Annotated in this window: 14 protein-coding genes and 1 tRNA gene; 1 reads left to right on the top strand and 14 read right to left on the bottom strand. The window is 34.8% G+C overall.

The window, feature by feature from the left end:
• Nucleotides 1-77: 77 nt before the first annotated feature.
• Genes BW946_RS08805 through BW946_RS08825 form a run of 5 tightly spaced genes read right to left on the bottom strand, consistent with a single transcriptional unit; the run spans nt 78 to nt 4,571 of the window.
• Complete coding sequence (locus BW946_RS08805) at nt 78-617, bottom strand: TlpA family protein disulfide reductase (RefSeq protein ID WP_076595823.1); 540 nt, start codon at nt 615-617, stop codon at nt 78-80.
• A 9-nt stretch (nt 618-626) separates the two neighbouring features.
• Nucleotides 627-1,190 carry a thioredoxin family protein gene (locus BW946_RS08810; RefSeq protein ID WP_076595824.1) on the bottom strand — a complete coding sequence of 188 codons (564 nt, stop codon included), beginning with the start codon at nt 1,188-1,190 and terminating at the stop codon, nt 627-629.
• Nucleotides 1,191-1,207: 17 nt separating this feature from the next.
• Nucleotides 1,208-2,278, bottom strand: coding sequence for a chorismate synthase (aroC, locus tag BW946_RS08815; protein WP_076595825.1), 1,071 nt, complete (start codon nt 2,276-2,278; stop codon nt 1,208-1,210).
• A 50-nt stretch (nt 2,279-2,328) separates the two neighbouring features.
• On the bottom strand, nt 2,329-3,963 hold the full coding sequence (locus BW946_RS08820) for an LIC_10190 family membrane protein (protein ID WP_076595826.1): 1,635 nt from the start codon (nt 3,961-3,963) through the stop codon (nt 2,329-2,331).
• A 56-nt stretch (nt 3,964-4,019) separates the two neighbouring features.
• Nucleotides 4,020-4,571 carry a glycine zipper domain-containing protein gene (locus tag BW946_RS08825; RefSeq protein WP_076595827.1) on the bottom strand — a complete coding sequence of 184 codons (552 nt, stop codon included), beginning with the start codon at nt 4,569-4,571 and terminating at the stop codon, nt 4,020-4,022.
• A 245-nt stretch (nt 4,572-4,816) separates the two neighbouring features.
• On the opposite strand from BW946_RS08825, the gene BW946_RS08830 reads away from it, so the two are divergent.
• Nucleotides 4,817-5,257: a hypothetical protein gene (locus BW946_RS08830; RefSeq protein WP_076595828.1), complete on the top strand. Its 441-nt coding sequence runs from the start codon at nt 4,817-4,819 to the stop codon at nt 5,255-5,257.
• Between the two features lie 337 nt (nt 5,258-5,594).
• On the opposite strand, the gene BW946_RS08835 is transcribed toward BW946_RS08830, so the two are convergent.
• From BW946_RS08835 to thrA, 9 genes are all read right to left on the bottom strand, one after another.
• Nucleotides 5,595-6,428 (bottom strand): glycosyltransferase family 2 protein, encoded by an 834-nt coding sequence (locus BW946_RS08835; RefSeq protein WP_228402506.1) that lies wholly within the window; start codon nt 6,426-6,428, stop codon nt 5,595-5,597.
• Nucleotides 6,429-7,416: 988 nt separating this feature from the next.
• Nucleotides 7,417-7,929, bottom strand: coding sequence for a CPBP family intramembrane glutamic endopeptidase (locus BW946_RS21895; protein WP_083688828.1), 513 nt, complete (start codon nt 7,927-7,929; stop codon nt 7,417-7,419).
• Nucleotides 7,930-7,943: 14 nt separating this feature from the next.
• Nucleotides 7,944-8,014: transfer RNA gene (locus BW946_RS08850), tRNA-Cys, on the bottom strand.
• A 58-nt stretch (nt 8,015-8,072) separates the two neighbouring features.
• Entirely contained in the window at nt 8,073-8,570 is a 498-nt protein-coding gene (locus tag BW946_RS08855; protein ID WP_076595832.1) for an RDD family protein, read from the bottom strand.
• A gap of 44 nt (nt 8,571-8,614) precedes the next feature.
• Nucleotides 8,615-9,979: a DUF4403 family protein gene (locus BW946_RS08860; protein WP_076595833.1), complete on the bottom strand. Its 1,365-nt coding sequence runs from the start codon at nt 9,977-9,979 to the stop codon at nt 8,615-8,617.
• 35 nt (nt 9,980-10,014) lie between these two features.
• Nucleotides 10,015-10,383, bottom strand: coding sequence for a dihydroneopterin aldolase (gene folB / locus BW946_RS08865; RefSeq protein ID WP_076595834.1), 369 nt, complete (start codon nt 10,381-10,383; stop codon nt 10,015-10,017).
• A gap of 4 nt (nt 10,384-10,387) precedes the next feature.
• Nucleotides 10,388-11,692 carry a threonine synthase gene (thrC, locus tag BW946_RS08870; RefSeq protein ID WP_076595835.1) on the bottom strand — a complete coding sequence of 435 codons (1,305 nt, stop codon included), beginning with the start codon at nt 11,690-11,692 and terminating at the stop codon, nt 10,388-10,390.
• Nucleotides 11,693-11,713: 21 nt separating this feature from the next.
• On the bottom strand, nt 11,714-12,634 hold the full coding sequence (locus tag BW946_RS08875; RefSeq protein ID WP_076595836.1) for a homoserine kinase: 921 nt from the start codon (nt 12,632-12,634) through the stop codon (nt 11,714-11,716).
• A 10-nt stretch (nt 12,635-12,644) separates the two neighbouring features.
• Entirely contained in the window at nt 12,645-15,092 is a 2,448-nt protein-coding gene (thrA, locus tag BW946_RS08880) for a bifunctional aspartate kinase/homoserine dehydrogenase I (protein ID WP_076595837.1), read from the bottom strand.
• Between the last annotated feature and the right edge of the window lie 28 nt (nt 15,093-15,120).

The raw sequence follows: 15,120 nt of genomic DNA on the forward strand, positions 1-15,120 counted from the left end.
GTTTGGATTAATAAATTTTTCAATGCTATAAAATTCGCAAATCCTGTACCAACAAATTATAAAATTTAGTTAAAATATTATTTGATAATATTGTCAATGAACTGATGCACAGTCTCTGTGTTCCAGTCTTTTGTGGCATCCTCTTTAATAAGGATTCTTCCGTGTTTATCCAGCAGGAAAGTGGTAGGAAATACCTTTGGAAGAATTTTCTCAGAAATTGGACTTTGAGCAATATATACAGGAACAGTATAATTATTTTCTTTCAAAAACTTTCTTACATCCTCTTCCTTATCATTCATGGCAATCAGTACAAAATCTACATGATCTTTTCTGGTATCATACAGTTTCTGAATAGAAGGCCATTCTTTTCTGCAAGGCGGACACCATGTTCCCCAGAAGTTCAGAAAAATACCTTTGTCCTTAAAGTTTTTAAGATTAGTGCTTGGCGTATTGATTCCTTTAAGCTCTATATCATAATCTTCTTCACTGATATGAACCGCATTTTCTATAGTAGCTACCGGAAATAATGTATCCTTCAGAAAGTTTCTTACTCCTGGTATAAAAGCAACACCAGCGATAATCACAATAAGTACAAGATAAATGATGTTTTTTTTCATATCTCTTTTTTATAGAAGATCCAAAATTTCCTGAACAGCATCTTTCCCTCTGTTTTTAGCATAATATATTTGCAGATCATTATAGAAAGAATCTTTTGAATATGCTTCAGGATCGGCTTTATATTTCATCAGAAGTTCATATCCATATTTAGGACGTGGTCCCCATGAATTTTTTACATTCAGGTCTTTATCAAGGATAAGTACTTTCGGAATGGATTCCGTACCATTAGTTAAAAACTGATTGATTAAACTTTTATCACTGTCTCTCAGAAAAACTCTTACTTCATTATGTCCTTCAAAAAATCTGAAAAGAGCAGGCACTGTTGCACTTGCATCTCCGCACCAAGCTTCAGAAATAATCAGAATTTTTCCGTCAAAGTTTTTGGCAGCAAGTTCTTTCAGCTGATCTTCATCCGGAACGTATTTTTTTACCGTTCGGTCCATTCTCTGAAGACCCAGTTCGTAATATTGTTTATAGTCAGCTTCCTGTTGGTTGGCAGGATTCTCTAATCTTTCTTTTGCAATCTGAAGATATTTTTCAAACGAAATTCCTTTATCCCAGTAATTTTTCATTACTAAAAATATTTATGTTAAAAATTATTGATGTTTCTTGTTTTATTGATCAAAAACAGGTCTGCCAGTACAAATGCAGCAAGACCTTCCACTACAGGAACGGCTCTTGGAACTACACAAGGATCGTGGCGTCCTTTTCCTTCTACAATAACTGGGTTTCCATCTTTGTCAATACTGTCCTGAGGTCTCAGAATAGTAGCCACAGGTTTGAAAGCTACACGGAAATAGATATCCATTCCGTTGGAAATTCCGCCCTGGATACCTCCTGAAAGGTTAGATTTTGTAGTGAAATCTGTATTGAAAGCATCATTATGCTCTTTTCCTGTCATTTTAGCCCCGCAGAAACCGCTTCCATATTCAAAACCTTTGCAGGCATTGATGTTCAGCATTGCTTTTGCCAGCTCAGCCTGAAGCTTTGAAAATATTGGTTCACCAATTCCTACAGGAACATTTTTAATCACACAGGTGATAGTTCCTCCGATGGTATTTCCTTCTTTTTTGATTTCTTTGATTCTTGCAATCATCTTTTCTGCCGTTTCAGCATCGGGGCAACGAACATCATTGCTCTCTGTTTGGGAGAAATCTAAAGCCTGATAAGGCTTTTCACAGAAAATATCACCTACAGAAGATACATAAGCGTTGATCTCAATGTCCGGTAAAAGCTGCTTGGCAAGTGCCCCTGCAACTACCCAGTTCATTGTTTCTCTTGCAGAAGATTTTCCGCCCCCGCGATGATCCCTGAACCCAAATTTCTGATCATAAGTAAAATCAGCATGACTTGGACGATACGCGCCAGCAATATGATCATAATCCTTCGATTTCTGATTTTCGTTTTCGATGATAAAACCGATGGGCGTACCTGTTGTTTTTCCATCAAAGATTCCGGAAAGAAACTTTACAGTGTCACTTTCTTTTCTTTGTGTAACGATTGCCGACTGGCCGGGCTTTCTTCGGTTCAATTCGTACTGAACCTGACCGAGATCTACCGCTAAACCTGCCGGAAAATTATTGATGATACCGCCATAAGCCACTCCGTGACTTTCTCCAAATGTTGTAAGACTAAGAAGATTACCTAATGTGTTGAACATGATACAAAATTACCTTTTTTTCTTCAGATAATAAAGTTTCTGGATTTGTTCTATTTATCAATGTTTTCGATAGTATTGATAACCTTTTGGGCTTCCACTTGTTCTTCTGATGTCATTTTTTTCCAGATAAATCCTTTTTTGATGTCATTTTTATCCGAAAGTTGTGGAAAAATGCCTGTCTTCACATTATCGAAAAGATAAGCCGGAGTAATGGCCGGAAGCGGAGTGTCAAAACTATAAGGATAATGGTGGGACACATTAAATTTAAAATTTCCTACTTTATAGGTATCAAACTTTTCATATTGGTAAGTTGAAGGCTTGTAAATCTGTTCTTTTTCAAATCCGGTCATGAATGTTCCGACTCTGAAACTCGGAAGATAACTCTGAATAAATTCAGGAAAAGATAATATAGAAATAAAGAATATACTTAAGACTGAGAAAACGAAAACTGCTTTCTTCCGGTCAAAATATTCATGGAAGATAACAAAGAATATCACAAAAAAGACATCAATAAAAAATCTGTATTGTGCGGAAAATACCAGTACCAATATACTCTTTATCAATAACGAAATACAAATCAGGGTGATGAGTTTTCTCTTTTTTACCCAGGCAAATGCTGAGAAAATAACCAAGCTCAAAACAAAGAGAATATTGATTTTAGATTTTATTCCATCCAAAGAAAACCAGTTTTTGATATAATCTGCAGTTGAAAATTTTTGAATTTCCTCATAGGTGTACTGCATATCATAGGTTTTCATGATGGCAAATTGTGAGGAAATTTTTAAAACTTCAGGATTAGGTTTCCAGAATATTCCTACATCACCTAATGCTAACGGAAATATGGGATATCCAAATGTCCAAAGGTTTTTAATGAAGAAAAGCAGGAGAATGATAATTCCTGAAATGAGGGATCTGAAATTGGCTTTAAAAATAAGAAGTGAGCTTAGGAAAGTCAATACAGGCAGCCATATCATGGTTGGTTTTATGGCAAAAACAAATATTGAAAATGCAAAAAGAAAAGTAGTATTTTTCTGTCCTGCCATAATTTCATTTAAAATAATCAATGAAAAAATAATAACAGGAAGATCCGGGCTTGGAGACTGTGAAAACAAGAGCAGTAACGGAAGAAAACAAAGATGTATCCAGTTTCTTTTTTCAACGGTATATAATGTATAGATGATTAACAATACTGTGTTGATCCTTAAAAAAGGATCCGAAAAGTTCGAAAATCCAGCCTGAAAAACATGCCAGAGAGACATTTGGCCTAATGTAAGGTCTGTGTTGGAAATTCCTCTTACAAGTCCATATTCTGTAAGCCATTTCAATGTGGGAATATAATATCCAAAATGATCCAATATATAAGGATAGAAAGAGCCTGCGAATATTACAGCCAGAGAGCTTACACTCAATACTACAAAATCCTTTTTGGAAAATTGATGAAATTCCTTGTAAAGTTTCTTTTTAAAGAAAAAGAAGAGTCCCAATAGAATGGAAGGTACTTCCACGCTCATATTTAAGGGAGTGAAAAAAGAAATAATTGTCCATATCAGGGTTATTCCAAGGATTCCGGATAAAATTTTTCCAGAGATTCCCTGAAATAAAATTCCCCATATTGTTTCCATGATCTTTCCCCAGCCCGTAAGGACAGGAATGATGAAAACGGAAGAAAACAGAATCAGTATCATAAAAAAAGATTGCTTAAAAGTAAGCAATCTTTATATTTTATCATTAAAAATATTTATTAACGGGGTTGTACTCTTCCATCTTTTCTATCCTGTGATCTACCAATAGTATACCCGGTTGCACCTCCTACAACACCGCCAATAACAGCACCCAGTCCTCTGTTTTTCTTAGCAACTATGGCTCCGACAGCAGCTCCACCTACGGTACCAATGACAGTTCCCTTGGCTGCTTTACTCCATCCTTTTTTCTGAGTAGTTCCCTGGGAAGTACCACTTCCGTTATTGGCATAACTTCCGTTGCTGCTTCCTGAACCGGAATTTGAGTTTCTGTCTCTATACACTGTTCGTGTTTCTCTGATCACCTGTGGTTTTGAATTATTTTCAGCCGACGCTCTGGCTTTTTTGCTTTCTGATACACTATCTGCTTTTTTTTGCGCCTCATATACCATTTTTTCCTTTTCTATTGCCAGTTTTTGTTTTTCTATTTCAAGTTGTCTGGCCTGAAATTCAAGTTTCTGTGCTTCCAGTGACTTTTCTGCAACGCTGTCATCTTTCTTGCAGGCCGTCATTAAAAAGACGGATAAAAACCCTGCTAATACTATCTTTCTCATAATTCAAATTTTAATACCGTAAAGCCAAAATGACTTTTAATTTTAGTTGTATTTTCAATTATGAAGCCAAATTTCAGTTAATGAATGTTAAAATTAACAGTCTGAAAGTGACGTAATTTTGAATAATCATGAATTTTATATTGATAATGCGTAGTTTCAGAGTATTTTGTAAATTTTATTTCATTGATAGTTTTTATTAAATTCATATAAGTTGAGTATTTTTGAATGCCAAAATACTTTTTAATATGAAAAAATCAATTTTTACAGTATCAGCACTGATTGGACTGCTTACTGTTGCAACATCGTTTTCCTCCAGGGAAATAACACAGACCTATAAAGGTTATTCAGGAGCAGCAGACGAAACGCTCAAAACTCAGACTTACAAGATACGTTATGGTCTTCTTTCAAAAAACGGAACAAAAATTCTCTCAGGAAATTACGATGTAGGAAGTTTTCTTGCTGAAAATATAGCGACAGGGGAAGTGTATGATACTTATTACAGTGGTGGATTTCAGTCTGTCCCGCAATATTATCATGGTCTTCCTGCAGGAACCTACACTTTTTCTGCAATGCAGGGGCAGGGTGGCTGGGTAGGTTATGGAACAATAGTTGCTACAGTTTCTGACGCTAATGTAGATTCTGATGGATATATTACAGTGTACATTCCAATCATTTGGGAGGAATAGTCTTGTGAACAAACAAATATTTAACTAAATTTACCCATCCAGAGATGAAGATTAAATCTGAATTGCAAAACTTTTAATAATATAAAATTATATTTTTATTGATCTTCAGGATGCCGTTTGATTCTTAAAGAAATTATTCATTCTTCTGTTCCGTTACTGTATAATGTTTTCTGGTTAGAAATGTAATGGTATAATGATCATTTTGAATGATTCTACAATATTCTGTTTGGATTTTTCTAAATAGATTTTTTTCATCATTTGTGTTTTTTAGGCCTCCGGAAGGAGGCCTTTTCTTTTGATATATAACCAAAGGCTGCTCAATTTGAACAGCCTTTGGTTATATATTATCTAAAGTAACTTTTATTTTACTGATAAGACGATGCATTCTGTTGGTCTGGTAGTTCAGGAGTTTAAAAATTTCATCTGAACTGGTGAAAACCTCAGGAATAATTTTATGATTAATAGTTTTTATTCCCCGCCTTTTCATGGTGTCATGTATCACTCTTGCAAATGAATCTTTTGAACTTTGCTTTGCCTTATCCTGAGAAATTCCATTAGAATGAAGCCTGTACAGATACAGAGGTTCTTTCAGGTATTTCACTCCTCCCTGTTCCAGTATTTTCAGATAAAGATCCTGGTCTACTGCATTTTTCAGATTGGGATTAATTCCCGGAGTCCTTACATAGGCTTCTCTTTTAAAAGTAAAAAAATGAGCTAGCTGAATAGGATAGTTAAAGAAATAACGGTTGTTATAAATTTGTTTAGTGCCAGTATAAATTTTTTCCGGAATCAGACTTTCATTACAAAGCATCATTTTAGAATATACTGCTGAAAGATCATCTCTGTTCATAAATTCCAGTACGACCTTTTCCAGTGCTTCCGGATAAATAGCATCATCAGGATCAAGATAAGCGCATAGATCTCCTTGAGCATATTTCATGCATTTTGCTTTTGTAGACCCGCAACCTTCATTAGTTGCATTATGATAAAGTTTAAAACGAGAATCATTTTTGATCAGAGACTGTATGATCTTAACCGAATCATCTGTAGAAGCATCATCAATGATAATTGCTTCCCAGTTTTTATAGGTTTGGTTAATTAATGATTGATAGCATTCCTTGAAATACTTTCCATTATTATAGTTGGCTACAAGTACAGAAAAACTTATCACGATTTATGGAATTAATAATGTAAAATTATAAAATTATACGTGTGAAACATATAATCATAATCATTATATGTTTGTTATTTTTTCTTATATTATTGCGAAATAAAATAATTTCTTGTTTTTTTAGAATAATGGCATTTTATCAGGCATAAGGATCATATTCCTATAGATTTTGATTACTGTCTTTTTTTTGAGAAGTAAAGTATCTAGCCTCCAAATTCTGTATTTAAAAGAAATAATAATTTTATGATTATACTCATAAAATAAAAAAAAAGAGGTGTATATCTTTGGCTAAGAATTAATAGATAAAATAATTTTTATCTATGATATAAAATTTTTTTCATCATTTGTGTTTTTTGAGGCCTCCATTTCTGGGGGCTTTTTATATAAAAAACTTATATGATATTTTAATGTTGATCTTCAAGAAATTTTTTATAAATTTTTTGTGTCTTGAGATTAATATTTTTTTGGATGAATATGTCTAGTGTGTCAATTTGTTATTGAAAATACTTTTTATGACAGATTAGCTATTTTATTTTTTTTATGTACTGAATGTAAATTTTATTTTATTAAAATGTAAATTATTTTTTTTTTAATACTTTTGCCGGAGCATTATATTTATATGAAACTATTAAATATAATTATGAAGAGGTTTTTAAGGTATCTGTAAAATCCGTTTTAAATGTTAAATTGGTGAAAATGGTGCTGCAACAAGAAAATGACTTTTTTTCTCTAAATCGTTATTCTTGGCACGATTTTTCAATATAGAAATGTAACTCATGTTTAATTTGAGTTTTCATGGTTATTAGTTTTTATCCTCGGAATTTCCGGGGATTTTTTTTTGGCTGTTATGACGCTGCTCATAAAAGTCTGCTGGAATCCTCTATTTTTGAAAGAGATAATTTTCCTATTGATCATTATCTTTTACATTATTTATTAATCTCTTTTTTGACCAGGAAGAGCTTGTTTTATATTATTAATAAAATAAAAGTTACATTATAAACAAGAAACCATAAAGGTTGAATAAAGCGTGGAAGAGTACTGCTATAATAAAACTGTAATTAGTAATGTGCTTGTAATAGTAAATATAAAGGTTGTTGAGGATAATGCCTCCAAAAAATGTCATCACAATATAGAGCCAATTATAGTAATGCATTGATGCGAAAATGATACTCATAATGATGATGCAAAATGCTTTATTGTTGAGCCTTATCCATTTGCTTAAAATCAAGTAGGGGAGATGCTGAAATATAAAAGTTTCAATAAAAGGGGCAATGAATATGGCAATAAAGTTTAGTTCGTTTTTTGAGATATTTTGAGACTTATTATAATTGATATCAAAATGTAAGTAGGTGTCATTAATATAATTGAAGAAATATCCGTTTAAAACTGCTAAGACAAAAGAAATCAGAAAGAAAACGAACAGCTTTTTCATAATAATATCATTGAAAAAAAATTTCAGGACGTGACAAGATATAAAAACAAAAAAACCTCTAAATAACATAGAGGTTTTTTCTGAGGTACCTAGCGGATTCGAACCGCTGTAGATGGTGTTGCAGACCACTGCCTAGCCGCTCGGCCAAAGTACCATTTTTACCATTTTTGAGGTGTGCAAATATAGTAAAATTTCTTTATGAACAAAAGTTTTTAAGCAATTTCTTTCTTTCCAAGATCCTCAATTTCGCTTTTTGCTTGAATTTCAGCCTGATAATTTTTCATGTTAATTACCCTTGTTTCACTCCATTTGTCATGCCAGCCATTTATACCAAGAAATGATATCCCATCAAAAGGAACAATTCGGGAAAGACTTCTGTAAATAATTTGCTGGGTGGTTGGTTTTGTACCATCTGTACTGATTACTTGGGTTCCTGTAATATACTTTGCAACTGTTCTTCCATCTAAATGGTTTTCCATCAAAAAATAATAAAGACAATAATTGAAATTTCCAATAAAAAACTGCCATAATATATTTCCATTACTATATAAGTAGAAAAACTCAATTGAAGTTACTTCGTAAAGAAAATTAGCGAGAATAGAAAGAAGGTAATTAATAACAGATAGTATTATAAAATCGAGAAAATAATTGGCAAGTCTAACCCATGATGAGGCTTTATTATATTCAACAACATTTAGAATTCTTTTCATATGTAAAATTATTAGTTTTTTAGTTTAGTTTTAAGTTTGAAATTTTAGAATCCATTGACGAGCAGCTTTAATGAGGCGTTCGTATCAATAACGGCAGTGATTCCCGTATTGCTGAGTAAAATTTTACTAGGTTTAAGATTGAAAACTTTTCCGCTCATCTTTAATCCTTTATAATATTCTTTGTTAAAGGCTTCTTCAATGCTTTTTCTCGAGATTTCTTCCAGTTCCTGAGTGGGAATACCATATTCTTCTTCAATCATTTTTACGATTTTCCCCTGAAATAGGAGAGAAGCGGTTTTCTGCAGAATATTGGTAGTTTTCAGCTTAAATTTGGTTTCTGACAAAACAATTTTCCTTTTTGTTTCATCATACACCGGAATTCCTGAAATAATGGATGTCCCTTTTATATAACCATCAGTCTGCGCTTCAATAACCACTCTGTCATCAACACCGTACACTCTGATATCGGTTACTTTTACTTTAGAATCCCGCACATCAAACTCCTTATTCAGGAAAGTTTTTCTCGCCATACTGCTTGCTTCAGTAAAAGGAATATTGGCTGTGGTCTGCAAAATAAACTTATCAGCAACTGCAGGTGTTGTATTAAAGTTGGCAACACTGGTCACTGGTGAAGACGCAGCAGGCTTATTTCCTGTGAATGTTTCGGAAAAGATATCAACACCAAGAGTAGCATTGATCTGGTTTCCATAGAACTTTAAAGGAGTGATATTAACCCCTACAGGACTTACTTTCAGCCAGGTATTATATTCCTCAGAAATATTGAAGGGCTGAAGAAAAGTATTCCAGGCCATCAAGGCATACTGCTGGAAATTCAGCTGTGCAGCCATTTGCTGATCAATTGTTTTACAGAATTTTTCCTGTTGTTCTTTTAAACTTTTTTCGACAAGAGAGGTAATAGGAATCTGTATTCTTCCATAATCAAGTACAGGTTTAGTTACCCATCTGAAGCCGTTCGGCCGGGTGTTTGTAATAATGGTCCAGTTATTTTTGAAAGTAACGGTAGTATTGAAAGACATTACGGTTTCGAAGGTGGTATTCTGATACGTATAAACTCCTAAAGTACCGATTCCTTTTTCTGCCCATATTTTTAAAGGAACTTCAATCAGCAGATTCTGGCTGGTTCCTCCTACAAGGCGGATAGGTCTCGTTTTCCAAACTTTTACTTTAAATTGATCATTATTATTATCAGTATAAGAGTCATCCTGATATACCAGATCTTTCACGGAAGCATTGATCATATTGCTCAGCTCCGAAAGGGGAATGGTCACCGGCATCGTAATACTGGACTTAATCTTCGGAAAGTTGTAGGCTGCAAGTTGATTATCAACATTGGTCTGGCCAAAAGTACTGATCCCTGCGACTAAAAATAATATTGTAACGAATTTCAATTTGTATGTTTTTTTAATGAACGAAAATAAGAATTTTAATTTTCCGGTTTAAAGCTCTTTTCCAACTCAATACTTGCACCTTTCATTTCTCCCTGCATCGGCGGAGCTGTTTTGGTGATTTTTAATTTAATATAATCGATCTGAGGAAAACTGTTGTGAATTTTTGTAATCATTCTTCCCGCTGCATGTTCCAGTAATCTGGACTTTATTTTCATTTCGCTGTGGAGGATATCGTTGATATCTGCATAACTTATAGTGTCATGTAAATCATCAGATTCTGCTGCTTTCCACAGATCGGTATGAAGTTCTATGTTCAGAATATAATAGGTACCGATGATATTTTCTTCAGGAAGTACACCGTGGTAGGCATATATTCTTACATCTTCAAGATATATTTTGCTCATTGCTTCAGATTTTATGAAGCAAAAATCGTCTTAATTCTTCAAAATCTGAATTTATTTCTACAGTTTTTTTCTCCTTTTTCATGAGCCCCTTCAACGATTCAGGAATTTTAATCTGACCATGAATGGCTTTTTCCACAGCATCGGGGAATTTTACAGGATGGGCAGTCCCCAGAATAAATCCTTTCTGTTCAGGATTTTCTTTCAGATATTTTTCCATTGCAGCAAATGCTACTGCACTGTGAGGTTCCAGAATATATCCGTGTTTCTCGTAGACTTCCATGATGGTGTTTATGGTCTGTTCATCATCAACGGAATAAGCTGAAATTTTATTTTTTACGATTTCAAACTGATGCCCGAAAAGCTCCAGAATTCGTACAAAATTACTCGGATCTCCTACATCCATGGCATTGGATAAGGTAGCAATTGCTTTTTGTGGCTTGTATTTCTGAGTTATAAAATAATCAGGAATTACATGATTGGCATTACAGGCGGCAATAAAATGATTGGCAGGCAAACCTCTGACATGAGCCAGAAGCCCGGCACAGATATTTCCGAAGTTTCCGCTGGGTACACAGATTACGGGCTGTTCTTTGTGTTCCTGCATCCATTGTTTTAAGGCAATTAAATAGTAAATTTGCTGAGGAAGCCATCTTGCAACGTTGATAGAATTGGCAGAGGTTAAAAATAACTGACTGTTGACTTCTTCATCTGAAAAAGCCTGTTTAACAAGATTCTGACAATCATCAAAACTTCCATTTACTTCTAATGCTGAAATATTTTCGCCCAACGCGGTCAGTTGTTTTTCCTGAACCGGACTGACTCTGTTTTTAGGATAAAGAATGACCACATTGATTTGTGGAATTTTATGAAATCCGTGGGCAACAGCTCCTCCCGTATCTCCTGAAGTAGCGACAAGAACAGTGACTTTTTTATTCCGGTCTTTCAAAAAATAGGAAAGACAGCGGCTCATGAATCTTGCCCCGATATCTTTAAAAGCCAGGGTAGGACCATGAAACAGCTCTAATATGGATATGTGCTTATTGATTTTGACTAAAGGAATCTCAAAACTTACAGTTTCTGCAACAATTTCCTTAAGTATTTCTGATGGAATTTCATCTCCTGCAAAGTCTTTCATACATCTGTACGCAATTTCCTCATTGGAATACTGATGAAGATTTTGAATGAATTTTTCGTCAAAATGGGGAATGTTTTCAGGGAAAAATAATCCTTTTTCTTTTCCCTGACCTTTTATTGTCGCCTCTCTGAAATCAATTTTTTCCAGATGGTCTTTTAAATTATAATATTTCATTTTTGTTTTTTATGAGTAAGCTTATTCAACGATTTGTATACCAGCCGGGTTTATTTTTGAAATGTAGACAAAACTTTTTATTTCAATTTCATTATACACTGATTCCATCATCTGAGCGATTTTCTCTGCTGTTTCTTTTTGTTCAGACAGCATAAAAATAGAAGGCCCTGAACCGGAAATTCCACCTCCCAAAGCTCCCAATTGCAAGCCTTTCATCTTGATATCATTAAATTTCGGAATCAGAATACTGCGGACAGGTTCTATAATGACATCCTTGAGGCTTCTGCCAATCAATGAAAAATCATTTTTCTGAATTCCTGCTATCAGCCCGGCTATGTTTCCCCATTGTTCCACGGCACTTTTTAAAGTAATATTTTTCTTTAAAATCTGTCTGGCATCCGAAGTTTTGACTTCTACCTGCGGATGTACTGCCGTCACAAATAAATCAGGGCTGTTAAGTGGAATAATATCAATCGGGTTGGTAGACTTTACCAGCGTAATTCCACCATAGATGCATGGCGCGATATTGTCTGCATGGCGTACCCCGGAAGCCAGTTCTTCTCCAAACATGGCAAAATGAGCCATTTCTTCCTTTGATAACTTGTTTCCTAATAATACATTGGCTCCGAAGGCGGCTCCGGCGGCACTTGCCGCACTGGAGCCGAGCCCGCTTCCGGGCTTTATATGTTTATGGATAATGACCTCAAAGCCGTTTTTCAGATTAAAGTGTTCCTGAATTTTTAAGAGAACAATTCCGGCAACATTTCCGGAAGGTTCTTCAGGTAGCCCGAAAGAGTCTGTATGTCTTATAATAATATCAGGAGTCTCCAATAGTCTTAACTCCATTTCATCATATGGATCATGAACTGCCATTCCTAAAATATCAAATCCGCAAACCAGGTTGGCAACAGTAGCGGGTACTTTTAATTTTACTTTTTTCATAATTGTATTTTTATATAGAACGGATAATATCTGCAAAAACTCCGCTTGCTGTTACATCAGCTCCGGCACCGGCACCTTTTACAACTAAAGGCTGTTCGGAATATCTCAGAGTTTTAAAAATGACAATATTGTCTTTGCCATATAGATGAAACAGATCGCTGTCCGGAGCAATATGCTGTAAACTTACTTTTGCTTTTCCATTTTCAAATTCTGCTACGTATTTTAATATTTTGCCTTCTTTTTTAGCATTGTTCAATAAGCTTTTAAAATGTTCTTCATATACTGAAAGTTTCTCATAAAAACTCTCAACGCTTCCCTCCATGCATTCTTCAGGCAGAAAACCTATATTTTCAATATCTTCAAACTGGAGCGGATATCCTGCCTCTCTGGCCAGAATTAAAATTTTTCTTGCTACATCTGTTCCGGACAGGTCAAGTCTTGGATCCGGCTCTGTGTATCCTTCTTTCTGAGCCTGGGCTACAACTTCAGAAAAAGTTCTGCATCCGTCATATTCATTAAATACAAAATTCAGTGTTCCACTCAATACAGCTTTAATGGATTGAATTTGGTCTCCGCTTTTGATGAGGTCATTAATGGTTCCTATTACTGGAAGTCCTGCTCCTACGTTGGTTTCAAAATAGAAATTGCAGCTGTGGTTTCTTGCTGTGTTTTTTAAGGTTTTATAGCTTTTAAAATCTGAAGATGCTGCAATTTTATTACAAGCTACTATGTTTACACTTCTTTTTAATAAACTTTCATACACTTCAGGAACGTCAGAACTTGCTGTTACATCAATGAAAACAGAATTTCTAAGGTTTCTGCGGATAATTTCATCAGCAAATTCCCTTGCAGAAGCTTTTTCACCCAGTTGATTCCAGTTAAGATAATTTTCCTGTGGTATTCCCTGATCAGAAAACATCATATGACGGCTGTTGGAAATTCCGGCAATTCTGAGATTGATCAAAAAGTTTTCTTTTAAATAATCATTTTGGTTATAAATCTGTTGAATCAGTTTTGAACCTACATTTCCTGTTCCACAGATATAAAGATGGATTTGCTTTATTTCAGATTCAAAGAATTCTTCATGAAGTACATTCACTGCTTTTTTACTGTCTTTTTCTGAAATAACGATACTGATATTTCTTTCTGAAGATCCCTGCGCAATTGCTCTTATATTGATCCCGTTATTTCCAAGACATCCGAACATTTTTGCGCTCACACCGCTTCTGCTTTTCATGCTTTCTCCTACAAGCGCTACAATGGAAAGTCCTGTTTCAATTTTCACAGCATATACCCTTTTTAGATTGATATCATCAGCAAAAGAAAAATTGATCGCGTGTTCAGCACGTAAAGCTTCTTTTTCTTCAATAGCAATGGTGATAGAATGCTCTGAAGATCCTTGGGTAATAAGAATGACATTTATTTTTTCCTGACTTAAACACTGGAAAAGTTTTGCAGAAATTCCAGGAATCCCTACCATTCCGCTGCCTTCCAGTGTAAGCAGGGCAATACTGTTCATATTGGAAATTCCTACTGCAATCTGTTTTTCATCGTCTGAAGATTTCAGTTGATGAGAGATTAAAGTTCCCTGTGCATCAGGATCAAAGGTATTTTTGATGATCAGGTCAATATTTTTTATCATTACAGGCTGAATGGAAGGCGGATAAAGTACTTTTGCTCCAAAATGTGACAGTTCCATCGCTTCATGATAAGATATTTCTGAAATAGGTTTAGCATTGGAAACCAGACGCGGATCGGCTGTCATCATTCCGCTTACATCAGTCCAGATCTGGAGTTCTTCTGCATGAACAGCTGCTGCAATGATAGATGCCGTATAATCTGATCCGCCTCTCCCTAATGTTGTGGCGTTATTTTTCCCGTCATTCGCAATAAAACCTGGTCCTACGGTAATGCGGTTCTGATTTTCACTCAGAAAACGGGCAATATTATGATCGGTGTATTTGAAATCTACTTTTGCATGGGTAAAATTACTGTCTGTTCTGATCAGTTCTGCAGAGTTCATCCAAACGCAGTCCAATCCTTGATGCAGTAATCTTGCAGCTATAATTTTTGAGGACAGAAATTCTCCGTAAGAAGCAATTTTATCTTTAATCCTATTGGTAAGTTCACCAAGAACAGCAATTCCGTTGCACAGCTCTTCGATATCGTTAAAATGTTTTTTTACAAAGCTTAGCCATGAACTTTGTTCCGCAATTGGGAAAAGTTCTTTGACCAGACTGATATGTTTTTCTTCAAGATTCTGAACAATCTGAATATAGTTTTCATCCTTTACAGAAGCATGCTCTGCTGCTTTAATCAATTGATCTGTTACTCCGTGAAGAGCTGATACAATGACAATAACTTTGCCTTTTAAAGATTCACTTTTTACGATTTTTTCCACCAGTAATATATTCTGAGAATGGGCGACTGATGTTCCGCCGAATTTTAAAACTTTCATCAAGTATTTTTTTGAAATTGGGTAAATA

The organism is Chryseobacterium sp. RU33C, from assembly GCF_900156015.1.
Classification (GTDB): Bacteria; Bacteroidota; Bacteroidia; order Flavobacteriales; family Weeksellaceae; genus Chryseobacterium; species Chryseobacterium candidae.

Coding starts and splice junctions, on each gene's coding strand:
- BW946_RS08805 (WP_076595823.1), bottom strand. CDS start 617: ATGAAAAAAAACATCATTTATCTTGTACTTATTGTGATTATCGCTGGT.
- BW946_RS08810 (WP_076595824.1), bottom strand. CDS start 1,190: ATGAAAAATTACTGGGATAAAGGAATTTCGTTTGAAAAATATCTTCAG.
- aroC (WP_076595825.1), bottom strand. CDS start 2,278: ATGTTCAACACATTAGGTAATCTTCTTAGTCTTACAACATTTGGAGAA.
- BW946_RS08820 (WP_076595826.1), bottom strand. CDS start 3,963: ATGATACTGATTCTGTTTTCTTCCGTTTTCATCATTCCTGTCCTTACG.
- BW946_RS08825 (WP_076595827.1), bottom strand. CDS start 4,571: ATGAGAAAGATAGTATTAGCAGGGTTTTTATCCGTCTTTTTAATGACG.
- BW946_RS08830 (WP_076595828.1), top strand. CDS start 4,817: ATGAAAAAATCAATTTTTACAGTATCAGCACTGATTGGACTGCTTACT.
- BW946_RS21895 (WP_083688828.1), bottom strand. CDS start 7,929: ATGTTATTTAGAGGTTTTTTTGTTTTTATATCTTGTCACGTCCTGAAA.
- BW946_RS08855 (WP_076595832.1), bottom strand. CDS start 8,570: ATGAAAAGAATTCTAAATGTTGTTGAATATAATAAAGCCTCATCATGG.
- folB (WP_076595834.1), bottom strand. CDS start 10,383: ATGAGCAAAATATATCTTGAAGATGTAAGAATATATGCCTACCACGGT.
- thrC (WP_076595835.1), bottom strand. CDS start 11,692: ATGAAATATTATAATTTAAAAGACCATCTGGAAAAAATTGATTTCAGA.
- BW946_RS08875 (WP_076595836.1), bottom strand. CDS start 12,634: ATGAAAAAAGTAAAATTAAAAGTACCCGCTACTGTTGCCAACCTGGTT.
- thrA (WP_076595837.1), bottom strand. CDS start 15,092: ATGAAAGTTTTAAAATTCGGCGGAACATCAGTCGCCCATTCTCAGAAT.